This window comes from Nocardia brasiliensis ATCC 700358, assembly GCF_000250675.2.
Lineage (GTDB): Bacteria > Actinomycetota > Actinomycetes > Mycobacteriales > Mycobacteriaceae > Nocardia > Nocardia brasiliensis_B.
Genome location: NC_018681.1, coordinates 8,518,648 through 8,544,324 on the forward strand (window position 1 = coordinate 8,518,648; position 25,677 = coordinate 8,544,324).

General features: G+C 69.9%; 8 protein-coding genes (1 of these 8 only partly in view). 2 read left to right on the forward strand and 6 right to left on the reverse strand.

Features of this window, described 5'->3' with window-relative positions:
• From O3I_RS38050 to O3I_RS38070, 5 genes are all read right to left on the reverse strand, one after another.
• On the reverse strand, positions 1 to 19,134 hold the start of the coding sequence (locus O3I_RS38050) for a non-ribosomal peptide synthase/polyketide synthase (RefSeq protein ID WP_014988378.1). Its footprint begins 24,720 nt before the window's first position; 19,134 of the gene's 43,854 nt are visible here — the first part of the coding sequence; the start codon lies at positions 19,132 to 19,134; its stop codon lies beyond the left edge, outside the window.
• Positions 19,135 to 19,510: 376 nt separating this feature from the next.
• Positions 19,511 to 20,260: a precorrin-4 C(11)-methyltransferase gene (gene cobM, locus O3I_RS38055; RefSeq protein ID WP_014988379.1), complete on the reverse strand. Its 750-nt coding sequence runs from the start codon at positions 20,258 to 20,260 to the stop codon at positions 19,511 to 19,513.
• Between the two features lie 51 nt (positions 20,261 to 20,311).
• Positions 20,312 to 20,737, reverse strand: a complete 426-nt coding sequence (locus O3I_RS38060; protein WP_014988380.1) for a PPOX class F420-dependent oxidoreductase — start codon at positions 20,735 to 20,737, stop codon at positions 20,312 to 20,314.
• Between the two features lie 71 nt (positions 20,738 to 20,808).
• On the reverse strand, positions 20,809 to 21,426 hold the full coding sequence (locus O3I_RS38065; protein ID WP_014988381.1) for a response regulator transcription factor: 618 nt from the start codon (positions 21,424 to 21,426) through the stop codon (positions 20,809 to 20,811).
• A complete protein-coding gene (locus O3I_RS38070; protein ID WP_014988382.1) occupies positions 21,423 to 22,586 on the reverse strand; it encodes a sensor histidine kinase in 1,164 nt (387 codons plus the stop codon). The genes O3I_RS38065 and O3I_RS38070 overlap by 4 nt, the downstream gene beginning before the upstream one ends.
• 130 nt (positions 22,587 to 22,716) lie before the next feature.
• Here O3I_RS38070 and O3I_RS38075 point away from each other — a divergent pair, with 130 nt between their 5' ends.
• Positions 22,717 to 23,775 carry an ABC transporter permease gene (locus O3I_RS38075; protein ID WP_014988383.1) on the forward strand — a complete coding sequence of 353 codons (1,059 nt, stop codon included), beginning with the start codon at positions 22,717 to 22,719 and terminating at the stop codon, positions 23,773 to 23,775.
• 19 nt (positions 23,776 to 23,794) lie between these two features.
• The gene (locus O3I_RS38080; protein ID WP_014988384.1) at positions 23,795 to 24,556 is read left to right on the forward strand and encodes an ABC transporter ATP-binding protein; all 762 of its coding nucleotides are present in this window, start codon (positions 23,795 to 23,797) and stop codon (positions 24,554 to 24,556) included.
• Between the two features lie 12 nt (positions 24,557 to 24,568).
• Here O3I_RS38080 and O3I_RS38085 read toward each other — a convergent pair whose 3' ends face one another.
• Positions 24,569 to 25,483: a LysR family transcriptional regulator gene (locus O3I_RS38085; RefSeq protein WP_081594241.1), complete on the reverse strand. Its 915-nt coding sequence runs from the start codon at positions 25,481 to 25,483 to the stop codon at positions 24,569 to 24,571.
• Positions 25,484 to 25,677 lie beyond the last annotated feature (194 nt).

Sequence of the window (25,677 nt, forward strand, 5' to 3'; positions counted from 1 at the left end):
CTCGGCGATGGTCTGCTCGACCGGCGTGCGCGGCGCGCGGAACACGACCTCGGTCGCGAACACCGGCTCCGGCAAGGCCTTTCGGTCGAGCTTGCCGACCGGGGTGAGCGGCACCCGGTCGATCACCATGATCGACGACGGCACCATGTAGGCGGGCAGGCGATCCTCGACGTGTGCGGTCAACGTCGCGACATCGATCGAACGGCCCGGTGCCGCAACGACATACGACACCAGCGAGGTAGCTCCGGCGGCATTCTTGTGCCCGAGGGTGACCGCGAAGTCGACGGACTCGTGCGCGGCCAGCGCCGCGTCGATCTCACCCAGCTCGATGCGGAAACCGCGCACCTTGACCTGGAAGTCGGAACGGCCGACATACTCGACCTCGCCGGTGCGCGTCCAGCGCACCACGTCACCGGTGCGGTACATCCGCGCACCCGCCACATACGGGTTCGCCACGAACCGCTCCGCCGAAAGCCCGGCCCGCGCGTGGTAGCCGCGGGCGAGCTGGATGCCCGACAGATAGAGCTCACCTGCGACACCCACCGGAACGGGCCGGAGCTGGGCGTCCAGGATCAGCGACTGCATGCCGCGGGTCGGGCCACCGATGGTGACCCGGTCGCCCGGGGTCAGCGCGTCGCTGATGTTGGTCATGATCGTGGTCTCGGTCGGACCGTAACCGTTGTGGAAGCGACGTCCGGAACCGTCCGCCGCGCCGCCCCACTTGGTGACCAGATCAGCCGGGACCGCCTCGCCGCCCGCCACGATCACCCGCATGCCGGCCAGCGCCGCCGGATCGAGCGAGGCGAGCACCGACGGGGTGATGAACGCGTGCGTGACCCGCTCGGCGCGGATCAGCTCGGAAAGCTCCTCGCCGCCGTACACGCCCGGCGGGCAGACCACCAGGGCGCCGCCGCGACCGATCGCGAGCAGGAACTCGAGAATCGAGGCGTCGAAGCTCGGCGACGCGAAATGCAGTGCACGCGTATCGGAATCGACCGCGTAGCGGGCGTTCTGCTCGTCCCGGAAGTTGGCCAGACCGGCGTGGGTGACCACGACGCCCTTGGGCACGCCGGTGGAGCCGGAGGTGTAGATGACGTAGGCCGGGTGCGCCGGGCTGATCGGGCGCACCCGGTCGGCGTCGGTGATCGCGGCCGCGTCGACGCCGGACAGGTCCAGTTCGTCGAGCACCAGCCATTCGACCGAGTCCGGCAGGTCCGCGCGCACCGACGTGACGGTCAGGCCGACCGGGGAACCCGAATCGGTGACCATGTGCGCGATCCGATCCGCCGGGTAGGTCGGGTCGATCGGCACGAACGCGGCGCCGGACTTGGCCACGGCCCATTCGGCGAAGTAGGAGTCGTCCGAGCGCGGCACCGCGACGGCGACCAGGTCCTCGGTGCCGAGTCCGCGCTCGATCAGCAAGCGCGCCAGGCGGTTCGAGCGTTCGTCGAGCTCGCCGTAGGACACACTGCGCCCCTGGAACACGACCGCGGGTGCGGCCGGATCGAGGGCTGCCGCCTCGGCGATCAGGTCGGGCAGGGTCCGCGCCGGGGTGGCGGCCGCGCCGAAACGGGCGGTCAGGCCGGACCGTTCGGCCGGGTCGAGCACGTCGATCGCGCCGACCGTGATCGACGGATCGGCGGCGATGGCCTCGAGCACCCGCTGCCAGCGCTGGGCGATATCGGCCGCGGTCGACTCGTCGAACAGGTCGGTGGCGTAGGTGAGCGCCAAAGCCATGCCCGCCGAACCGGATTCACCGATCTCGGCGAGGGTGAACTGCAGGTCGAAGCGCGCCACGCTCTCGTCGAGATCGAGCGCGGAGACCGAAAGGCCCGGCAGTTCCAGCGAAGTGCGGTCCAGGTTCTGGAACGCGAGCATCACCTGGAACAGCGGATTGCGGGCCTGCGAACGTTCCGGCGCGAGCAATTCGACGAGCCGCTCGAACGGCACGTCGGCGTTGCCGTACGCGTCCAGGTCGGTGCGCCGCACCTGGTCCACCAGCTCGCTGAACGAGGCGGTGGCGTCCACGCCGGTGCGCAGCACCAAGGTGTTGACGAACATGCCGACCAGGTCGTCGAGCGCCTGCTCGCCACGACCGGCGATCGGGGTGCCGACGGCGATGTCGTCGGTGCCGGACAGGCGCGACAGCAGCACGGCCAGCGCGCTGTGCATCACCATGAACAGCGACGCACCCCGTTGGCGCGCAATGTCTTCCAGCGCGCCGACCAGCTCGGCGGGCAGCTCGCGGTGCAGCGTCGCGCCGCGCAGCGAGGCGATCGCCGGGCGCGGGCGGTCGGCGGGCAGGGTCAGCTCGTCCGGCACGCCGTCGAGCGCGCGCTGCCAATGCGCCACCTGACGCGACATCAGCGATTCCGGATCGTCCTCGCCGCCGAGCACCTCGCGCTGCCAGACCGCGAAGTCGGCGTACTGCACCGCCAGCGGCGCCCAGCCGGGCGCGCTGTCCTGGGTGCGGGCCGAGTAGGCGATCATCACGTCCCGGGTCAGCGGGCCGATCGAGAAGCCGTCCGCCGCGATGTGGTGCACCACGACGACGAGCACATGCTCGTCCGCACCGGCCCGGTACAGCCGGGTGCGCAGCGGAACCTGTTCGGCCACATCGAATCCGGTGGTGACGAAGTCGGTCACCACCGCGGCCAGCTCGGCCGGATCCACCGGCACCGGGTGCAGGTCGAGCGCGATCTCCTCGGCGGGCACGATCACCTGGACGGGGGTGCCGCCGTGCTCGGGATAGCGGGTGCGCAGCGACTCGTGCCTGCGCACCACGTCGGCCACCGCGAGCCGCAACGCGGCCACGTCCAGCGCGCCGGTCAACCGGATGGCGACCGGCAGGTTGTAGGCCGCCGACGCGGTGTCGTACTTGTTCAAGAACCACATGCGCTGCTGTGCGAAGGACAGCGGCACCAGTTCGTCGGCGCTCCGGGGCCGGGCCACCAGACGGGCGCGCGCGGCGCCGTCGGCGTGCGATTCCACCCGCGCCGCAAGGGCTTCCACGGTGGGCGCCTCGAACAGCGCCCGCACCGCCACGGTGGTGCCGAGCGCGGCGCCGATCCGGGAGACCACCCGGGTGGCGATGAGCGAGTTGCCGCCGAGATCGAAGAAGTCGTCGTCGACACCGACCCGGGGCAGGTCGAGCACCTCGGCGAACACCGCGGCCACGGCCTCCTGCACCGGGGTGACGGGCGCGCGGAAGGCGCGCGCCTGCACCGCGGGCGCGGGCAGCGCCCGGCGGTCGAGCTTTCCGTTGACCGTCAACGGAATCCACTCGAGCCGGACCATCGCCGAGGGCACCATGTACGACGGCAGCCGCTCGGCGGCGCCGTCGCGCACCTGGTCGAGCTGCGGCACCGCGTCGGGCTCGGCGACCACGTAGGCCACGATCCGCTGATCGCCCGGCTGGTCCTCGCGCACGATGACCGCCGCCTGCGCGATGCCCGGCTGGGCCAGGATCGCGGACTCGATCTCGCCGAGTTCGATGCGGAAGCCGCGGACCTTCACCTGATCGTCGGCGCGGCCCAGGTATTCGAGCTCGCCGAAGCGGTTCCAGCGCGCGAGGTCACCGGAGCGGTACAGGCGCGAGCCGGCCGCGTCGGCGCCGGCCAGCGGGTTCGCCACGAACCGGGTCGCGCTCAGATCGGGACGGCCGAGGTAGCCGCGGGCCAATTGCGGTCCCGCCACATACATTTCGCCCGCGACACCGACCGGGACCGGCCGCAGCCGGTTGTCGAGCACGTAGACCCGCAGGCCCGCGATGGCCCGGCCGACCACGCTGCCGGAGGCGGCCGCGATGGTCGCGGCGTCCAGCGCGCGGTAGGAGACGTGCACCGTGGTCTCGGTGATGCCGTACATGTTGACCAGCAGCGGACCGTCGGCGGGCGAACTCACCGAGCGGCCGTCGGGTCCCGCGCCGTGGCGCGCCACCCAGTCGGCGAGCCTGCGCAGTTCCAGCGCCTCGCCACCGAACACCACGTAGCGCAGGGCGAGCGGCGCGGCGTCCGGTGCGGCGTTGCGATCCGCCTCGGCCAGTTGGTAGAACGCCGACGGTGTCTGGTTGAGCACCGTGACCCGTTCCGCGCGCAGCAGTTCCAGGAACTGCTCGGGCGAGCGCGAGGTGTAGTAGTCGACCACCACGAGGGTGCCGCCGAACAGCAGCGGACCCCACAGCTCCCACACCGAGAAGTCGAAGGCGTAGGAGTGGAACAGCGTCCACACGTCGTCGGGACCGAAGCCGAAGTCGCGATCGGTATTGGCGAACAGCCGCACCACATTTCGATGCGCGACCGCGACACCCTTCGGCCGTCCGGTCGAACCCGAGGTGTAGATGACGTAGGCGACGTGATCGGGCGAGAGCGCGGCGTTGCGATCGGCGTCGGTGATCGGCGCGTCGTCGGCGTCCTCGACGTTGCCGGTCTCCACCGCGAAGCCGTCGAGCACCACGCTCGGCAGGTGCGCGGGCACCGTCACCGGCACCGTGGAATCCAGGATCACGCTCGTCGGCTGCGAATCCTCGAGCACGTAGGCGATGCGCTCGGCCGGGTAGGTCGGATCGACCGGCACATAACCCGCACCGGTCTTGACCACCGCGACCAGCGCGACGACCAGATCGAGCGAACGCGGCAGGATCACCGCGACCAGCGACTCGGGTCCGGCGCCATCCGCGATCAGCCTGCGCGCCAGCACATTCGCGCGCCGGTCCAGCTCGGCATAGGTCAGCGTCTCGACCCCGAAGCGGGCCGCCGTGCGGTTCGGGTGCGCGGCGACCGCCGCGTCGAACACCGTGACCAGGGTGGTCCCCGGCGCGGCGAACAGGCCGCCGTCGGTGCCGGAGGACACCCAGCGCTGCGACACGTCGAGGCGCTCGGCCTCGCCGAGCAGGTCGATATCGCCGACGGCGATCTCGGGATCGTCGGCCACCGCGTGCAGCACCCGCACCAGCCGGTCGGCGAACGCGGCCACCGTCTCGGGATCGAACAGTTCGGTGGCGTAGTTCCAGGACATCGCCAATGCGCCGGTCGCGGTCTCGCCGACGGTCAGCTGCACATCGAACTTCGCGGTGCCCGGGTCGAATTCGACCACGTCGAGATCGAGGCCCGGCAGTGCCACGGTGCCCATATCGGCCGCCGAGGCGGCCTCGAAGGTCAGCGCCACCTGGAACAGCGGATGATGCGCCTGCGAGCGCGCCGGGCTGATCACGTCGACCAACCGCTCGAACGGCACGTCGGCGTTGGCGAACGCGGCCAGATCGGTGCGGCGCACCTGCTCGAGCAGCTCGCTGAACGGCGCGGCCGGATCGACCGCGCTGCGCAGCACCAGGGTGTTCACGAACATGCCGACCAGGTCGTCGAGCGCGCGCTCCCCGCGTCCGGCGATCGGCGTGCCGATGGCGATATCGCTGCTGTTGGACAGCCTGCCCGCCCACGCGGCCAGCGCGGCGTGCACCACCATGAACAGCGTGACGCCGCGCTTGCGGGCCAGCTCGGCCAGGGCGGTGTGCAGCTCGGCATCGACCGAGAAGCTATGTGTGCCACCGGCGTTGGAGGCGATCTCCGGGCGCGGGCGGTCGGCGGGCAGCTCCAGCTGATCCGGCAGATCACGCAGCTGCTCGACCCAGTAGGCGATCTGCTCGGCCGCGACCGATTCCGGATCGCTCTCCGCGCCGAGTACACCGCGCTGCCACAGCGCGTAGTCGGCGTACTGCACGTCCAGCGGCGCCCAGGCGGGTGTTTCACCGCGGGTGCGCTCGCTGTAGGCGAGCACCACGTCGCGCAGCAGCGGCCGCAGCGAGAACCCGTCGGCGCTGATGTGGTGCATGACCAGTACCACGACGTGATTGCGCTCGTCCAGGCCGAGCAGGCTCGCGCGGAACGAGATCTCGCGGGTCACGTCGAAGTGCACGCTCGCCAATTCGACGATGCGCGCGGGCAATTCGTCCGCGGTCACCGGTTCCGGCGTCACCGCGAACGACACCTCGGAGACCGGCAGGATCTGCTGGTAGCCGGTGCCCTCCAGCTCCGGATACACGGTGCGCAGCGCCTCGTGCCTGGCCAGCACGTCGCCGATGGCGGCGTTGAGCGCGTCCAGGTCGAGCTCGCCGGTGAGCCGGATGGCCACCGGGATGTTGTTCACCGCGGTGCGGTTGTCGAACCGGTTGAGGAACCACATCCGCTGCTGGGCCAGCGACAGCGGCACCAGCGCGCTGCGCTCCTGCGGCACCAGCGGCGCCCGGCCGCCCTGTCCCGCAGCCGATTCCACGCGCGCGGCGAGCGCGGCGACCTGCGAGGCCTCGAACAGCACGCGCACCGGGATCTGGGTATCCAGCGCTTCGCCCAGGCGCGCCGCCACCTGGGTGGCGACCAGCGAGTTGCCGCCGAGGGCGAAGAAGTCGTCGTCCAGGCCGACCCGCTCCACGCCGAGCACCTCGGCGAAGGTCGTGGCCACGATCTCCTGCACCGGCGTCGCCGGGGCGCGGAACACCGTGGCCGCGAAGGTCGGTTCGGGCAGTGCCTTGCGATCCAGCTTGCCGGACGGGTTCAGCGGGAACTCGTCGAGTTCCACATAGGCGGTCGGCACCATGTACGCGGGCAGCTGCTGACCGAGCGCACCCTTGATCTCGTCCACGTCGACCGCGCGGTCCGGGTCGGCGACCAGGTAGGCGACCAGCTGGTCACCGGTGCGCTCGTCGGCCCGCACCAGCACCACCGCCTGCGCGACGGATTCCAGTGCGGTGAGCGCGTTCTCGATCTCACCGAGCTCGATCCGCAGACCGCGCAGCTTCACCTGGAAGTCGGTGCGGCCCAGGTACTCCAGCTCACCGTCGGGGGTCCAGGAGACCAGGTCGCCGGTGCGGTACATGCGCTCGGCGGTGCCGAACGGGTTCGCGATGAACCGCTCGGTGGTCAGGTCCGGGCGGGCCACATAGCCGTGCGCCAACTGCGCGCCGGCCAGGTACAGCTCGCCGGGCACGCCGACCGGAACCGGCCGCAGGCGCGAATCCAGCACGTACACCTGGGTGTTGAACACCGGCGCGCCGATCGGCACCGAGCTGGTGTCGGCCTCGGTCACCTCGTGGAAGGTGACGTCGACCGCGGCCTCGGTCGGGCCGTACAGGTTGTGCAGCCGGGCGCCGGTGAGCGCGCGCAGGCGCTGGGCGGTCACCGCGGGCAACGCCTCACCGGAGGCGAAAACGTTACGCAGGCTGACACATTCGGCCGCGCGCTCCTCGGCGACGAACACCGCGAGCATCGACGGCACGAAGTGCGCCGTGGTGACCCGCTCCTCGATGATCAGGCGGGCCAGATAGGCGGGATCGCGATGGCCGTCCGGCTTGGCGACCACCAGGCGCGCGCCGACCTGCAAGGGCCAGAAGAACTCCCACACCGACACGTCGAAGGTGGCGGGCGTCTTCTGCAACACCACGTCGTAGGCGGCGAGGCCGTATTCGGCGTGCATCCAGACCAGGCGGTTGACGATGGCCGCGTGCGAGACCGCGACGCCCTTGGGGCGGCCGGTCGAACCCGAGGTGAAGATCACGTAGGCGGTGTTGGCCGGGCGCAGCGGCTTGTGCCGGTCCGCGTCGGTCAGCGGCGCGTCCGAGAACTCGGACAGGTCCAGCTGATCGATGCGCACCTGCCGGGACGCCGAGGTGGCAAGGTCGGTGCCGGAGGTCAGCACGCACACCGGGCGCGCCGTCTCCAGGATGTAGTCGGTGCGCTCGGCCGGATGATCCGGGTCCAGCGGCACGTACGCACCGCCCGCCGCGTTCACCGCGTACATGCCGACGACGAGATCGATGGACCGGCGCATGCCAAGGGCCACATACGATTCCGGGCCGACGCCGTTCTGCTTGAGCCAGCGCGCCAGGCGGTGCACCCGGCTGGCGAACTCGGCGTAGGACAGACTTGTCCCCTCGAAGGTGACGGCGTCTGCTTCGGGCGCCCGCGCGACCTGGGCTTCGAACAGCGAGACCAGCGTCGCGGCGGCGTCGCCGACCGGCGAGGTCAGCGCCGCGTCCACCGGGAATTCGGTGTCGTTCCACTGCTCGACCACCAGCGCGCGTTCGGCCGCGTCCAGCAGCTCGATATCGCCCACCGCCGCGGTCGGTTCGGCCGCGACACCGCCGAGTACCCGCAGGAAGCGCTCGGCGAAGGTGTTCGCGAACACGCCGTCGAAAAGGTCGGTGGCGTAGAGGAGTTCGGCGTCCATGGCCGCCTCGGCGCCCTGGACCTCGCTCAACGTCAGCTGCAGGTCGAACTTCGCGGTCGGCTGGTCGATGCCCAGTTCGGACACGGTCAGACCGGGCAGCTCCAGCGACGCGCGCCCCAGGTTCTGGAACGACAGCATCACCTGGAACAGCGGATGCCGCGCCTGCGAACGGGCCGGGTTGAGCACCTCGACCAGCCGCTCGAACGGCACGTCCGCGTGCGCGAAGGCTTGCAGGTCGCGCTCGCGCACCTGCGCCAGCAATTCGGCGAAGGGCGCGTCGGTATCCACCTGCGCGCGCAGCACCAGGGTGTTGACGAACATGCCGACCAGGTCGTCGAGGGCCTGCTCGCCACGGCCGGCCACCGGGATGCCGACGGCGATGTCGCCGGAACCGGATAGGCGGGCCAGCAGCGCCGCGAAAGCGCTGTGCACCACCATGAACAGCGTGGTGCCGTGCTCGTGCGCGACCCGGTTCAGCTCCTCGATCAGCGCGCCGGGCACCCGGAAGCGGTGCGTCCCGGCCTGATACGACGCGACCGCGGGACGCGGCCGTCCGGCCAGCCGCAGTTCGTCGGGCAGCCCGGCCAGCGCGCCGCGCCAGTAGTCGAGCTGTTCGGAGATCAGCGAGGTCGGGTCGTCCTCGGAACCGAGTGTTTCCCGTTGCCACAGCGCGAAATCCACGTACTGGACCGCGAGCGGCGGCCAGCCCGGCTCCGACGCCGAGGTGCGCGCCACATAGGCGGTCATCAGGTCGCGGACCAGCGGCCGCATCGAGAAACCGTCCGCGGCAATGTGATGCACCACGACGACGAGCACGTAGTCCGCCGTGCCGGCGCCCTGTTCGCCGCGGTCCTGGGTGCCGGAGGCGAGCTGGTAGGCCCGCAGCCGCACCGGCGGCTCGGCGGTCACGTCGAAGCCGCGCTCGACGAATTCGTACATGGCACCGAGCAATTGGCCCTCGGCGACCGGGAAGACCTCGAGATCCGGGATCGCCCGGGTCGCGGGCAGCACCCGCTGATAGGCGACCCCGTCCTGGGACGGGTAGATGGTGCGCAGCGATTCGTGCCGCGCGACCACATCGGCGATCGCACCGCGCAACGCGTCCAGATCCAGCGCGCCCTCCAGCCGCACCGCGGCCGGGATGTTGTTGGCGGCCGAGTCCGCGTCGAAGCGGTTGAGGAACCACATCCGCTGCTGGGCCAGCGACAGCGGCGGGAGCTCGGGCCGCACCTGCGCCGTCAGCGCCTGCCGGGCACCGCTGCCCGCGCGCGATTCGACCCGCGCGGCCAGCGCGGCCACGGTGGGCGCCTCGAACAGCGCGCGCACCCCGACCTCGGTGTCCAGCGCCGCGCTCAGCCGCGCGACCACCTGGGTGGCGACCAGCGAGTTGCCGCCGAGTTCGAAGAAATCGTCGTCCACGCCGACCCGCGGCACGCCGAGCAACTCGGCGAAGACCTCCGCCACGATCTCCTCGATCGGGGTGGCGGGTGCGCGGAACTGCTTGGCCTCGAACACCGGAGCGGGCAGCAGCTTGCGATCGAGCTTGCCGCTGGCGTTCACCGGGAACGTGTCGAGCACCACGATCGCGGCGGGCACCATGTAGCCGGGCAGCAGCCCGCCCAGCGCCACCTTGATCGCATCGGTGTCGAGCACCGTATCCGCCGCGGCGACAACGTAACCCACCAGTTGGTCACCGGCGTGCGCGTCGGCACGCACCACCACGACCGACTGTGCGACGCCGGGCTGGGCCAGCAGCGCGGCCTCGATATCGCCCAGTTCGATGCGCAGACCGCGCAGCTTCACCTGGAAGTCGGTGCGGCCCAGGTATTCCAGTTCGCCGTCGGCGGTCCAGGTGACCAGGTCGCCGGTGCGGTACATGCGCGCGCCCGCGGTGCCGTACGGATTGGCCACGAACCGATCCGAGGTCAGGTCCGGGCGGCCGAGGTAGCCCACCGCGAGCTGATCGCCCGCGAGATAGAGCTCACCCGCGACACCCGGTGCGACCGGATGCAACCGGGCGTCGAGCACGAACACCCGGGTGTTCCACACCGGGCGCCCGATCGGGACGGAGACCGTATCCGCCTGCGTCACTTCGTGATACGTGACGTCGACGGCGGCCTCGGTGGGACCGTAGAGGTTGTGCAGGCGCGCACCGGTCAGCTCGCGCAGCCGCGCCGCGGTCGGCGCGGGCAGCGCCTCACCGGAGGCGAACACCTGCCGCAGCCGCGACGAGGGGTAGCCGTCCGCGTCGCCGCTCTCGTTGCCGAGGGTGGACACGAACACCGACAGCATCGACGGCACGAAATGCGCCGTGCTGATGCCCTGTTCGGCGATGATCTGCGCGAGATACACCGGGTCGCGGTGGCCGTCCGGCTTCGCGACGACCAAGCGCGCACCGGTCTGCAACGGCCAGAAGAACTCCCAGACCGAGACGTCGAAGGTGGCGGGCGTCTTCTGCAGCACCGCGTCGTCGGGACCGATCGGGTACTCGTGCTGCATCCACAGCAGCCGGTTGACGATCGCGGCGTGACTGACCGCCACACCCTTCGGACGACCGGTCGAGCCGGAGGTGAAGATCACGTAGGCGGTGTTCTGCGGCCGCAGCGCCCGGGTACGTTCCGCGTCGGTGATCGGCGCGCCGCTCGACGCGGCCATACCGGGCACACCCTCGATGCCCTCGATCGCGATGACCGGGACCTCGCGCTGCAGGTCGATGCCGAAGCCGTCGGCAGAGCGGTAGAGGATCATCCGCGGCCGCGCGGTGTCCACGATGTGGTTGATCCGGTCGGCGGGCTGATCCGGGTCGAGCGGCACGTACGCCGCACCCGTCTGCAGCACCGCGTACATCGCGACTACCAGTTCGTTGGAGCGCCGGATCGACAGTGCGACAAGCGATTCCGGTCCGACACCGGCCTTGATCAGCTGGCGTGCGATCCGGTTGGCCCGCACCTGCAACTCGCGATAGGTGAGCCGTTCCTCGTCGAAGACCAGGGCCACCGCGTCCGGCGTCGCCGCCGCCTGCGCGTCGAACAGCGAGACCAGCGTCTCGGCGGGCACCGCCTGGGCGGTGTCGTTCCAATCGACCAGCACCTGCGCGTGTTCCTCGGGCGCGAGCAGGTCGATATCGCCGATCGCGACGTGCGGGTCCGCGGTGACGGCGGCGAGCACGCGGTCCAGTCGCCGTGCGAACGCGGCGACCGTCGCCTCGTCGAAAAGGTCCAGGGCGTAGGAGAACTCGGCCGACATACCGGCCGCCTCGCCGAGTTCGTTCGTGGTCTCCTGCAGGGTGAGCTGCAGGTCGAACTTGGCGAGGCGGGCGTCGTAGTCGATGCCGTTGACCGAGAGACCGGGCAGCTCCAAGCTGGCCTGCCGGGTGTTCTGGAAGGTCAGCATCACCTGGAACAGCGGGTGCCGGGCCTGCGAACGCGCCGGGTTGAGCACCTCGACCAGCCGCTCGAACGGCACGTCGGCATGCGCGAAGGCGTGCAGATCGGTCTCGCGGGCGTGCGCGAGCAGGTCCGCGAAGCTCGCCGCGCCGTTCACCTGGGTGCGCAGCACGAGCGTGTTGACGAACATGCCGATCAGATCGTCCAGCGCGGCCTCGCCGCGGCCCGCCACCGGCGTGCCGATCGCGATGTCGCCGGTGCCACTGGCCCGGGCCAGCAGCACGGCCAGCGCGCTGTGCATGACCATGAACAGCGAGGCATTGTGCCTGCGGCCCAGATCGACCAGCGCACGCTGGGTCTCACCGGAGATCACGAACGGATACGTGCCGCCACGATACGAGGCGGCGGCCGGGCGCGGCCGATCCGAAGGCAGCACCAATTCGTCCGGCAGATCCGCGAGTTCACGCGTCCAGTACCGAATCTGGTTGGCGATCAACGAACTCGGGTCGTCCTCGGAACCGAGCACCTCGCGCTGCCACAGCGCGTAGTCCGCGTACTGCACGGGCAGCGCCGACCAGGCCGGGGCCTCCCACGAGGTGCGCGCCGCGTAGGCCACCATGACGTCGCGGGCCAGCGGGCCCATCGACCAGCCGTCCGCGGAGATGTGGTGCACCACCATGCCGAGCACGTACTCGGTTTCGCTGATCTCGAAAAGCCTTGCGTGCAACGGCACTTCGTTGGTCACGTCGAAGGCCATGGAGGCCAGCTCGACCAGGTGGTCGATCAGGTTGTGGTCGGTGACCGGCACCGGGGTCAGGTCGGGCACGATCTGCGCCGCGTCCAGCACCACCTGCACCGGCCCGGTCTTGGTCTCCGGGAACACGGTGCGCAGCGACTCGTGCCGGTCGATCACGTCGATGACCGCGACCTGCAGCGCTGCCACATCGAGATCACCGGAGAGCCGGATGGCGACCGGGATGTTGTTGACCGCCGACTCGGTGTCGAACCGGTTGAGGAACCACATCCGCTGCTGGGCCAGCGACAGCGGCACCTCCTCCGGGCGCACCCGGGCGACCAGCGCCTTACGCGCGCCGTCGCCGGCGTGCGACTCCACCCGGGCCGCGAGCGCGGCGACGGTGGACGCCTCGAACAGCATGCGCACCGGCACCCTGGTGTCGAGCGCGATGCCGAGGCGGGAAGCGACCTGGGTCGCGATCAGCGAGTTGCCGCCCAGCTCGAAGAAGTCGTCGTCGACGCCGACCCGGTTGATGCCGAGCACCTCGCCGAAGATCTGCGCGACGATCTCTTCGATCGGCGTGGTCGGAGCGCGGAATTCGCGCACCTCGAAGACCGGGGCGGGCAAAGCCTTGCGATCGAGCTTGCCGGAGGGGTTGAGCGGCAACGCTTCCAGCACCACGATCGCCGAGGGCACCATGTAGGCGGGCAGCGTGCGGTGCAGCGCGTTCTTGATGTTGTCGATATCGACCGGGCCCGCGGGCGTCACCACGTAGGCGACCAGCTGGTCGCCCGCGACGGTGTCCATCACGAGCACGACCGCCTGCCCGACGGCCGGGTGGTCGAGCAGCGCGGCCTCGATCTCGCCGAGTTCGATGCGCTGCCCGCGGAACTTCACCTGGAAGTCGGTGCGACCGATGTACTCCAGCACGCCGGCGCCGCCGACCTCCGGATCCCGCGGCTCGACCCAGCGGACCAGGTCGCCGGTGCGGTAGAGGCGCGCACCGGGCGGCCCGAAGGGGTCCGCGACGAAACGTTCCGCGCTCAGGTCGGGGCGGCCGTGGTAGCCGCGCGCCACCTGCGCACCGCCGAGGTACAGCTCGCCCGGCACACCGACGGGCACCGGCGCCAGGCCGTCGTCGAGCACATAGGTCTGGGCGTTCCACACCGGGCGGCCGATCGGCACCGAAGCCGGGGCGACCTCGTTGAGGTGCCAGGCGGTGGCGTGCACGGTGAACTCGGTGGGGCCGTACAGGTTGTGCATCGCGGCGGTGGAGAACTGCCGGAACGCGGTGACCGTGGCCGGGGGCAGGGCTTCACCGGCGACGAGAACCGCACGCAGCGAAGCACATTCGGCGGTCGAGGCGGCACCGGCGAACACCGAGAGCATCGACGGCACGAACGAGGTCATGGTCACCTGGTGGCGGCCGATGATCTCGGAGAGGTACATCGGGTCGCGGTGACCGTCCGGCGCGGCGATGAGCATCCGGGCGCCGACGGCAAGCGTGCCGAACAGCTCCCACACCGATACGTCGAAGGTGACCGGGGTCTTCTGCAGGATCACATCGGCGGGGCCGATGCGGTATTCGCCGGTGATCCAGGCGATCTGGTTGAGCACGCTGGCATGGCTCACCGCCACGCCCTTGGGCCGGCCGGTGGACCCGGACGTGTAGAGCACGTACGCGGCGTTGGTCGGACGCAGCGGCGCGCGGCGCTCCGCGTCGGTGATCGGCGCGTCGCTGAACTCGCTCAGATCCAAGGTGTCCAGTGCGAGCACCGGGCAGCCCTCGGCGCGCACGTCGTCGGACAGGGTGGTCAGCACGCACACCGGTGCCGAGTTGGCCAGCACATACTCGGTGCGCTCGGCCGGATGATCGGGGTCGATCGGCACGTAGCCGCCGCCCGCGGTCATGGTGGCATAGATGGCGATCAGCATGTCCACCGAACGGCGGATGCCGACCGCGACCAACGACTCCGAGCCGACGCCCTCGGCGATCAGCTTGCGCGCCAAGCGATTCACCCGCGCCGAGAACTCGGCGTAGGAAAGCTCGACCTGCGGGCCGAACTCACCGGCGCTGCGGGTGCCGCCGTCGAACACGACGGCGACGTCGCGCGGCCGCTGCCGCACCTGCTCCTCGAACAGGTCGAGCACGGTGGCCGCGGGCAGTTCGCGCGCGGTCCGGTTCCAATCGGTGAGCACGGTGGCGCGCTCGGCGTCGTCGAGGATCTCGATATCGCGCACCGCGGTCTCCGGCGCGGCGACGGCAGCCTCGAGCACCCGCAGGTAGCGGCGGCCGAACTCGGTGACCGTCGCGGCATCGAACAGATCGGTGGCAAAGGACACCACGGCCGCCATGCCCGCGGGTTCGCCGTTCGCGCCACGCTCTTCGGTGACGGTCCACTGCAGGTCGAACTTGGCGATGTCGACCTCGAGCTCGTCGGCGGTGACCGAGAGTCCGGGCAGTTCCAGTGTCGCGTGCGACATTTCCTGGAACGAGAGCATCACCTGGAACAGCGGATGGCGCGCCTGCGAGCGGGTCGGGTTCAGCACCTCGACCAACCGCTCGAACGGCACATCCGCGAAAGCGAAAGCGGCCAGGTCGGTTTCGCGCGTGCGGCCGAGGAACTCGGTGAACGGCTCGGCGCCGTCGACCTCCGAACGCAGCACGAGGGTGTTGACGAACATGCCGATCAGGTCGTCGAGCGCCTGCTCGCCGCGCCCGGCGACCGGCGTGCCGATCGCGATGTCGGTGGTGCCCGACAACCGGGCCAGCAGCACCGCCAGCGAGGCGTGCATGACCATGAACAGGCTGACGCCCTGCGCCCGCGCCAACGCCGAAAGGCGCTGGTGCAGTTCGGCATCGATCTGGAAGCCGACCCGGCCACCGGTGAAGCTCTGCACCGGCGGACGGGGACGGTCGGTCGGCAGATCCAGCTGATCCGGCAGACCGGCCAAAGCCCGGCGCCAGTAGGCGATTTCACGCGAGGCCATGGAGCCGGGATCGGATTCGGCGCCGAGCAGCTCGCGTTGCCAAACGCTGAAGTCCTGGTACTGCACCGGCAGCGGCGCCCAACTCGGTGCCTGCCCGGCCGAACGCGCCAGGTAGGCGGCGGCGATATCGCGTGCGAGCGGACCGAACGAGAAACCGTCGGCGGCGATGTGGTGCACCACGAACGCGACCGCGTAGTCCGCGGCCCCGTTCTCGCGGCCGCCGGTCACCGCGTACACCCGCACCCGGATCGGCAGCTCGCGCGAGACATCGAAGCCGGTGGCGGCGAATCCGGTGAGCGCACCGTGCAATTCGGCTTCGTCGATCGGCTCGATCGCGATGCCGAGATCGACCTGGTCGACCGGCAGCACCTGCTGGTAGCCGCCGTCGCCGGACTCGGGGAAGATCGTGCGCAGCGACTGCTGACGGTCCAGCACATCGGTCAGCGCGGCATGCAGCGCGTCCAGATCGACCTGACCGCGCAACCGGACCACGAACGGCAGGTTGTAAGCCGGCACGGTCGAGTCGAACTGGTTGATGAACCACATCCGCTGCTGCGCCAGCGACAGCGGCACCCGGTCGGGCAGCTGCTGCGCGACCAGCGGCGGGCGTGCCCCCTCGGTCGGGGACGCGTTCTCCATGCGCAGCGCGATACCGGCGACGGTCGGGGTCTCGAACAGCGCCCGCACCCCGAGCTGGGTGCCGAACGCCGCGCCGATCCGCGACACCACCTGGGTCGCGACCAGCGAGTTGCCGCCCAGGTCGAAGAAGTTGTCGTCGATGCCGATGCGCTGCTGGCTGAGCACGTCGGCGAAGATGCCCGCGACGATCTGCTCGGCCTGGGTGCGCGGGGCCCGGAAGTCGGCCGCGTCGGCGCTGAACACCGGCTCCGGCAACGCTTTACGGTCCAGCTTGCCGCTGGTGTTGAGCGGGAAGGCGGCCAGCACCATGATCGAGGCGGGCACCATGTAACTGGGCAGCTTCTCGCCCGCGAACCTGGTCAGCTCGACCGGATCGATCGAATGTCCCGGCGCGGGAACGACATACGCGACCAGCTGCTGACCGGTGGCGGTGTCCATCACCAGCACGACGGCCTGGCTCACCGCGGGATGCGCGAGCAGATCGGTTTCGATCTCGCCGAGTTCGATGCGCTGGCCACGGAACTTCACCTGGAAGTCGGTGCGGCCGATGTATTCCAGCGTGCCCGCGTCGTTCCAGCGCACCAGGTCACCGGTGCGGTACATGCGCTCGCCGGTGGCCGAGAACGGGTTGGCGACGAAGCGGTCCGAGGTCAGGTCCGGGCGGCCGCGGTACCCGCGCGCGAGCTGACGCCCGCCCAGGTACAGCTCGCCCGGCGCGCCGATGGCAGCCGGGCGCAGCCGCGAATCCAGTACGTAGACAGCGACATTCCACTCCGGGATACCGATCGGCACGGTCACCGTGTCGGCGGCGGTCGCCTCCCAGTAGGTCACCGAGACCGCGGCCTCGGTCGGGCCGTACAGGTTGTGCAGACCGGCGTGGGTGATCGCGCGGAAGCCCGCGGCGGTCTCCGGCGGCAGTACCTCGCCGATCACGAAAACCGCACGCAGCGTGGCGCATTGCGCCGCGGTCGCGTGCGCGACGAACACGGTGAGCATGGACGGCACGAAGTCGGTCACGGTGACGCCGTGCCGCTCGATCATGTCCGCGACGTAGAGCGGGTCACGATGCCCGTCCGGGCTCGCGATCACCAGCTTCGCGCCGACCAGCAGCGGCAGGAAGTAGCCCCACAGCGACACGTCGAAGGTGGTGGCGGTCTTCTGCAGGTACACGTCGTCCGCGGTCAGCCGGTACTCGTCGAGCATCCACAGCTGCTGGTTGACGATCGCGTGATGGGTGACCGCGACGCCCTTGGGGCGACCGGTCGAGCCCGAGGTGTAGATGACGTAGGCGGTGTTGCCGGGCCGCAGCGGAGCGAGCCGCTCCGCGTCGGTGATCGGCGCGGCCGAATACGCGGACACATCGAGGGTGTCGATCGGCACCTGCCGCACCGAGTCCGGTAACTCGAGTTCGTCGGCGGTCAGCGTCAGCACGCAGACCGGTGCCGCGCTGTCGAGGATGTAGGCGGTGCGATCGGCCGGATGGTCCGGATCGATCGGCACGTACGCGCCACCGGCCTTCAGCACCGCGTGCATGCCGACGACCAGCTCCAGCGAGCGGCGCATACCCAGCGCGACAAGGGATTCCGGGCCGACACCATCGGCGATCAGGAAGCGCGCCAAACGGTTGACCCGCGCGTCGAACTCGGCGTAGGTCAGGGTGGCGCCCTCGAAATCGAGTGCGATGTCGTCCGGCGCCACCGGCATCTGCGCATCGAGCAGCGCGGCCAGCGTGGTGTCGGGCACCTGCTGCTCGGCGTCGTTCCACTCGACGAGGGTCAACTGCCGCTCGTCGTCGGTGGTCGACACCAGCGACCACACCGGGGTGTCGGCCGCGGCGGCGAGGAACCGCTCGAAGAACTCGAGGAACCGCGAATGATGGCGGCGCGCTTCAGTTTCGGTGTAGAGGTTCGGGTTGGTCTCGAAGTCGATCCGCGCGCGGGCGCCCGCCTCGGACTGGTAGAAGTTGACGCCGAGATCCTCGATGCTGCCGGTGGACAGCACACTCATGGTGCCGACCATCGAGCCCATCCGGATCTGGTCCTGGAACAGCATGATGTTGACCCACGGACCGAAGAATTCCGTGGTCACCACACCGTCGCCCGCCGAATCACGGCGAATGTCCTCGTGCCGGTACCGCTGATGGCGCAGCGTGCCCGCCACCGTCACGGCCACCTGCTGCAGCAGGTCGGCGACGGTGGTGTCGTGGCCCACCCGCAGCCGCAGCGGCACGATGTTGGACGACACACCGCCGGAACGCCGCATCGCGGCGGTGGTGCGCGCGGTCACCGGCAGGCTCAGGATGACGTCCTCGGAGCCGGTCCACTGCGCGAGATAGGTGGCGAAACCGGCGAGCAACAGGCCCGCGGGCATCGAGTCATGGCGTGCCGCAGCGGCTTCGAACAGCGCGGTCTGCTCGTCCGAGAGCAACGCGCTGGCGATGCCGTTGATCGCCGCGGGCTCGGCCGAGCGGCCGACCAGGCTGGTGCCCTCCTCCAGGCCCTTGACCTTCTCGGCCCAGTACTCCTTGTCCGAGACGAACCGGGTGCTGTCCCGGTACGCCATTTCCTGGTCGTAGAGGGTGCGCAGATCGGTGGCCTTGGCCGGCTTGATCTCGTCGCCGTTCACCATCGCCGTGTAGACCTCGGCGATGCGGTTCACGTTGGTCATGGCGGCGAAGCCGTCGAGCGAAATGTGGTGCGCGCGCAGGTACCAGTACCAGTGATCGTCGGCCAGTTGCAGGCCGGCGATGCGCATCAACCGGTCCTCGGTGAGGTTCACCGGGCTGCTGTACTCGGCCCGCATCCACGCCATCGCGGCGGCGGCCGGATCTTCCTCGTCCCGCAGATCTACGTAGTAGACCTTGTCGTGGTCCGGGATGCTGTGGTCGACCCACTGATACGGCTGACCGTCACGTTCGACGATGCGCAGGAAGCCGGACTCCAGCTCGGTCGAGGCGATGATCAGCGCTTCGCGCAACACCTCCAGATCGAGCACGCCGTGCAGATCGACGTACTGGGCGATGTTGATCGGCACCTGCGGGTCGACGTGCTGGGCATACCAGATACCCAGCTGCGCCGGGGACAGCGGGAAGTACTCGGCCGAACCAGCCTGGACCCGTTCGCCACCAGCTTCGCCGTTTCCGCCGAAATCCTGCCGGTCCAACCGTAACCTCGCTTCCGGAACACCACGCAAGCGCTCCCCGACGACACCCGGACAGGACGCACACCTATCCCAGCGTGGCGCCCGTGTCTCGGGGTTCAGTTCTCATATCAATCAGGCAAAAAAGCTCATTGGCACTATCTGTCGGCCAGGGTGACCTTGTTACATAGGCGCGACCGCGTCCTTTACCCACCCACCGGCACCGCCGGCAATCTCGCTGCAGATCACCGATCCAATCTACCGTCGTCACGCGCACCGAACCAACCAACCGCCATAGCCGACGAACATGATCACAGGCAGCGCCGTTGCGGCCGATCCGAGTACCTCGTGTTGTGGTCCTCACATCCTGCGCGACGGGTCACGACCGGGTCGCGGCGGGTCAGCTCTGACGGATCCGCGCCGGGTCGTAGAGGTGGGATTGCGCACACGACAGCGTCGCCGACAGCGCACGCCCGACCAGGATCACCGCGGCCTGCCGCAGCCCCGCCGCCGCCACCTGATCGGCGATATCGGCGAGGGTGCCGCGCAGCACCTGCTGCTCCGGCTGGCTGGCGCGGTAGACCACCGCGACCGGGCAGTCCGCGCCGTACTCGCCGGCCAGCTCCGCGGCCAGTTCGCGAATCCGGGTGATGGCAAGGTGCAGCACGAGGGTGGCGCCCGTGGCGGCGAACCCGGACAGCGCCTCGGTGGCGGGCATCGCGGTCGACCGGGCCCGGGCGCGGGTGAGCACCACCGACTGGACCATCTCGGGGACCGTGAGTTCGGTGCCGAGCAGGGCCGCCGCGGCGGCGTAGGCGGGGACACCGGGCGTGACGTCCCAGGCGATACCGAGTTCGTCGAGGCGCCGGGTCTGCTCGGTCAGCGCCGAGTAGAGCGACGGGTCGCCCGAGCACAGCCGCGCCACGTCCTTGCCGGCATCGTTCGCCCGCGCCAGGTGCGCGGTGATCTGGTCGAGGTCCAGCCGCTGGGTGTCGATCAGTTCCGCGTCGGGTGCGCAGTGGGCCAGCACTTCCGGGTCCAGGTAGGTGCCCGCGTAAAGACACACCGGCGCGGCGCGCAGCAGGCCGACCGCGCGCACGGTGAGCAGATCGGCCGCGCCCGGCCCGGCCCCGATGAAGTGCACGGTCATGCCGGTGAGTTTAGGCAGGTGACCGTGGGCCCGAGCGGGGACGTCAGCGGGTCAGGCCGTCGCGTTGAAGTGGGCGATCACCTTGCTCGGTCGCAACCGGACGACGAGTTCGCCCGGCACGCCGTTGCGCTTGCCGAACTCCTCGGCCCGGTCCGCACCCATGTACCGGCCGCCGATCTCGGTGGCGGTGCGCAGCAGTTCGTCCGGGTCTTCGGAGAGCGTGACGAATCCACGCAACTGCACCGACGGATACGGCGGCGCCTCGCCGTCGACGACCACGGCGACCCGGCCGTCCCGCAGGAACGCCTTGCCCTTGCTCGTCGTCTTGCCGGTATTGAAGACCAGTTCGTCGCCCTCGAGCACGAACCAGACCGGTGTCACCATCGGGCTGCCGTCGGCGGCGACGAAGGCCACCTTGCCCGTCCGCGTGCCGTGCTGCAGGAACTCGCGCACCTCAGGATCGGAAAGTGATGCCATGGGCTCAGCCTATGACCAGACCGCACCGGGCACCGCGCACCGCGGCGCGCATGTTGCCGACCGCCGCCGGATCAGATCGCCCCTTGTTCCCGGGCTCGCGCCACGGCCGAGGTCCGCGAGCGCACACCGAGCTTCGCGTAGATATGCACCAGATGGGATTTGACGGTGGTCTCGCTCAGGAACAGTTCCTTCGCGATCTCGCGGTTGGAGCGGCCGTCGGCGACCAGGCGCAGCACCTCGATCTCGCGCGGGCTCAGTGTGGTGTCGGCGCGGCGCACCCTGGTCATGAGCTTCGACGCGACCGCGGGCGACAGCACGCTCTCCCCCGCGGCGGCCGCGCGCACGGCGGCGAGCAGTTCGGCCGGCGGCGTGTCCTTCAGGATGTACCCGCAGGCGCCCGCCTCGATGGCGCCGAGGATATCGGCGTCGGTGTCATAGTTGGTGACCACGAGGACATTCGGCGGCTGCGGGAGTGCGCGCAGTTCCGCGGTGGCGTCCGCGCCGGAACGGCCCGGGCCGAAGCTCAGGTCCATCAGCACCAGATCCACCGCGGTGGTCGCGCAGAAGGCGACGGCCGCCTCGGCGGTCGACACGTCGCCGACGACGGTGAGATCGTCGCCGCCGTCCAGCAGCGCGCGCAGGCCCGCGCGCACGATCGCGTGATCGTCGGCCAGCAGCAGACGGATCATGGCCGGTCCTCCCAGAGCGGAAAGGCGACGGTCACCGCGGTGTGCCCCGGCTCCGACTCCACCGCCATCGTGCCGCCCTGCTGCTCCACGCGCGAACGCATAGCGGCCAGGCCGAAGGAACCCGACGGCGGGCGGGCGAGCACGTCGGCGGCGATGCCGACCCCGTCGTCCACGACGTCGAGCAGGACCTGCGCGTCGGCGTAGGTCAGCGTCAGGCGCAGCCGGGCCGCGTCGGCGTGGCGCACCACGTTCGCGACCGCGCCCTGCGCGATCCGCACCAGGGCCGCCTCGATCGGCATCGGCAGCCGCTCGGGGGTGCCCTCCACCACCAGTTGCGCGGTGCGGACCGGGGTGTTGGCGCGCAGGCAGATTCGCTCCAAGGCCTGGGCAAGCGACTGGCCCTCCAACGCGGCGGGCGCCAATTCAGCTATCAGCCTTCGGGTTTCGGCGAGATTCTCGGCCGCGGTCTCGCGCGCCAGGACGATCTGTTGCAGCGCAGGGTGTTCCGGTGCCGACTGCTCAGCGGCATGCAGGAGCAATTGGATACTGCTCAGCCCCTGGGCGACCGTGTCGTGGATCTCCTTGGCCAGCCGCTCCCGCTCGGCCAGCTTGCCCGCGGTGCGTTCCCGCTCCGCGAGAGTGGCTCGGGTGCTGAGCAATTCGTCGATCAGGCGCTGCCGTTGCGCCGACTCGCGAAACAGCGCCTGATAACCCAGGCCGATGCCGACCGCCACCGCCGCGCCGAAGATCGGGCCGATCACCCCGGCCACCGACCAGCCGCGGTGCGCGCCGAAGCCCAGCACCGCGATCGCGGTCGACGCCGCGACGGCCACCAGACTCCACGGCCGGGGCAGCAGGTGCAGATAGAGGAAGAACAAGCCGAATGCCAGGTAGCCGGCGTCGGGGGCGAGCACGACCAGTCCGAGCCACCACACCGTCAGCGCTCCCAGCCACAGCTGGATACCGCCCGGACGTCCGTTCACCACCGACCCCGCGAAGTAGGTCAGCAGGAACAGCGCGGTCAACGCCACCACGGGCAACGGGTGCGCCGCACCGGGCAGCAGCGCGCGGACCGCGACCACCACCGCCAGCGCCGTCACCAGCACATGCAGGCCGTAGCGCAGCGCGGTGAAGACAGGCGTGAGCGGTGACGAGTGCACCCTGCCAGCTTATGTGCGGCTACCTCGGCGGCATCCATCGAAAGGTGTAAAACGGCACCCACCGTTCGATCGGGCGCGGTTCCTCCGCCGGTGCGATGGCGGCGGGCGCCTTAAGGGGAACAGTGAAATCATGTTCGTCGCACTCCGAGATCTGCGCGCCGCCCGCGGTCGCTTCCTGCTCATCACCCTGGTCGTCACGCTCGTGGCGCTGCTGGTGAGTTTCCTGAGCGGGCTCACCGCGGGGCTGGCGCACCAGAACATCTCGGCCGTGCAGTCGTTCCCCGGGGACACGGTGGTGTTCGCCGACACCGGTGGGAAGCCCTCGTTCGAGGCCTCGACGCTGAGCCGGGAACAGGTCGCCGCCTGGCAGTCCGCGGCCGGACCCGACGGCACGGTCGACCCCATCGGCATCAGTCACGGCAAGGTCGATCCCGGCGGGCGGCCCGCGGCGCAGGTCGCGTTGTTCGGCACGCAGGGCACAGCATTTGGCAACCGCTCCGCAACCGAGAACGGCAGCGTGGTGCTGAGCACCGGCGCCGCCACGGAGCTCGGTGCGGCGGCGGGCGATTCGGTCACCATCGGCGGGCGCGCGTTCACCGTGCGCGCCGTCGCCGGGGACGACTGGTACAGCCACACGCCGGTGGTGTGGCTGACCCTCACCGATTGGCAGACGCTCGACCCGCGGGCGGGTGCGGCTACCGTGCTCGCCATCTCCGGCGTGCCGGATGTCGCGGCGGTGAACGCGGCCACGCATACCCAAACGACGAGTTCGTCCGGCGCGCTCTCGGCGCTCAGCGCCTACCAGGCCGAAAACGGTTCGCTGACAGTGATGACGGTGCTGCTCTTCGTCATCTCGGCGCTCGTGATCGGCGCGTTCTTCACCGTGTGGACGGTGCAGCGGATGCCCGACATCGCGACCCTGAAGGCACTCGGCGCGACCTCCGGCTCCCTCGTCCGCGACGCCCTCGCGCAAGCCGCGATCGTGCTGAGCGCCGGAGTGGCGGTCGGTCTCGGAATCACGGTCACCGCGGCGGCTTTCCTCGGCGACGCGCTTCCGTTCGTTCTCAGCCCGGCCACCACGCTGCTGCCCGCGGCCGCGTTGATCGCGCTCGGTCTGCTCGGCGCCGCGTTCGCCCTGCGCTTCCTGTTCACCACCGACCCGTTGACCGCGCTCGGCGCGGCACGTTGAGCCACTGGAGTTTCCGATCATGAGCACTACCGCACTCACCGTCGACGACGTGACCCTCACCTACCCCGACGGCGCCGGCCGCCTCACCGCACTGGACCGGGTGAGCCTGCGCGTCGAAGGCGGCGACATCGCCGCGATCACCGGTCCCTCCGGCTCCGGAAAATCCAGCCTGCTTGCCGTCGTTTCCACCCTGATCCGTCCCGACTCCGGCCGCATAGAACTCCGAACACCCAGCGGCAGAGTCGATCTCACCACCGTCGGCCGTCGCGAAGCGGCCGCGCTTCGCCGTTCGTCCATCGGCATCGTCTTCCAGCAGCCGAACCTGATCCCCGCCCTGACCACCCTCGAGCAACTAGAGGTGATGACCCATCTAGGCCAACAGCTGCACATCCCTGCCCGCCGACGCAGCGAAACACGTTCCAGGGCAATGGAACTCCTGTATTCCGTCGGCCTCGCCGACCAGCACGCCAAACGCCCCGCCCAACTCTCCGGCGGCCAACGCCAACGCGTCAACATAGCCCGCGCCCTCATGAACACCCCCGCCCTCCTCGTCATCGACGAGCCCACCAGCGCACTCGACACCGAAAAAGGCGCCGCCATAATCGATCTAATCCTCACCATCACGAAAACCCACAACACCGCAACCCTTCTGGTCACCCACGACCACACCCACCTCCCCCAAATGACCACCGTCCACCACATGACCGATGGCCACCTGACCCAATCCCGAAACAGCGAAAACTGGAACTTTCCAAAGCAATTGGTTCCAAAAACAGCCTGATCTTGATCGCGATCAGGCGCGGAGGCCGAGTAGGGCGTTGTGTTCGCGGTGGACTTTGGCGCGGAGGGTGTCGACGAAGGCGGCTACTTCGGGGCGGCGGAGGGTTTCGGGGCGGGCGACCAGCCAGTAGGCGAGGTTGACGGAGACGGTGTCGGCGAGGACGCGGATCAGGTCGGGGTGGCGGTCGGCCATGAAACACGGGAGCAGACCGAGACCCGCTGCGGCACGGGTGGCCTCGACATGGACGAAAACGTTTGTGGAGGTGACGGATTCGCGCATGGCGGGGGCGAAGCTGGAAGCCAAGTCCAGGTCGTCCACCTGCAGCATGGAATCGATGAAGTAGACGAGGGGGTGCGCGGCGAGGTCGTCGATGGTGGCCGGAGTGCCGTGCTCGCGCAGATAGTCCCGGGAACCGTAGAGGCCGAGACAGTAGTCGGAGAGCCGAATGGCGGTGGCGCGGTGCACCTGCGGCTCGCCGACCACCACCTCGAGATCGAGCCCGGACCGCTGCGTCGACGCCCGCCGGGTGGTCGCCACGATCTCGACGGTGATCTTGGGATGCTGCCGCTGCACCTCGGCGGCGGCCGGCGCGGCGAGGTAGGCACTGAACCCATCGGTCGCCGAAATCCGCACCACCCCTTCCAGTACACGGACACCGCCCGCGTCCGCACTGAGTGACTTGACGGCAGACTCGACGACCTCGGCCGCCGCCAGCGCCTCCCGCCCGAGATCGGTCAGCTCCCAACCGCCCGCGGCCCGGGTCAGCACCCGCCCGCCCAGCGTGTGCTCGAGCGCGGCGATACGCCGGGAGATGGTGGTGTGGTTGATGCCGAGTTCTTCGGCAGCGGACACGAACCGCCCGGAGCGCCCGACGGCCAGCAACACCAGCAGGTCGTCGGCGCTGGGACGCCGCGCCGACCCGGCCATATTCACAGGCGCGCCTCGCCGCCAACCGACTGCGCCGAGCATGCGGCGGGCTGGAAGAGGATGCACGCGCCCATGTGTGCATTCTCGCAGATATGTGCTGCACATCTAGTCATTGCGGACAAACCGATCTGCACTAATACTTCGTTGCAGCCGAGATTTGTGGGGGCCATCACATCTGGCATCGAGTGTGGTCC

Coding starts and splice junctions, on each gene's coding strand:
- O3I_RS38065 (WP_014988381.1), bottom strand. CDS start 21,426: ATGATCCGTCTGCTGCTGGCCGACGATCACGCGATCGTGCGCGCGGGC.
- O3I_RS38085 (WP_081594241.1), bottom strand. CDS start 25,483: ATGGCCGGGTCGGCGCGGCGTCCCAGCGCCGACGACCTGCTGGTGTTG.
- O3I_RS38080 (WP_014988384.1), top strand. CDS start 23,795: ATGAGCACTACCGCACTCACCGTCGACGACGTGACCCTCACCTACCCC.
- O3I_RS38075 (WP_014988383.1), top strand. CDS start 22,717: ATGTTCGTCGCACTCCGAGATCTGCGCGCCGCCCGCGGTCGCTTCCTG.
- O3I_RS38060 (WP_014988380.1), bottom strand. CDS start 20,737: ATGGCATCACTTTCCGATCCTGAGGTGCGCGAGTTCCTGCAGCACGGC.
- cobM (WP_014988379.1), bottom strand. CDS start 20,260: ATGACCGTGCACTTCATCGGGGCCGGGCCGGGCGCGGCCGATCTGCTC.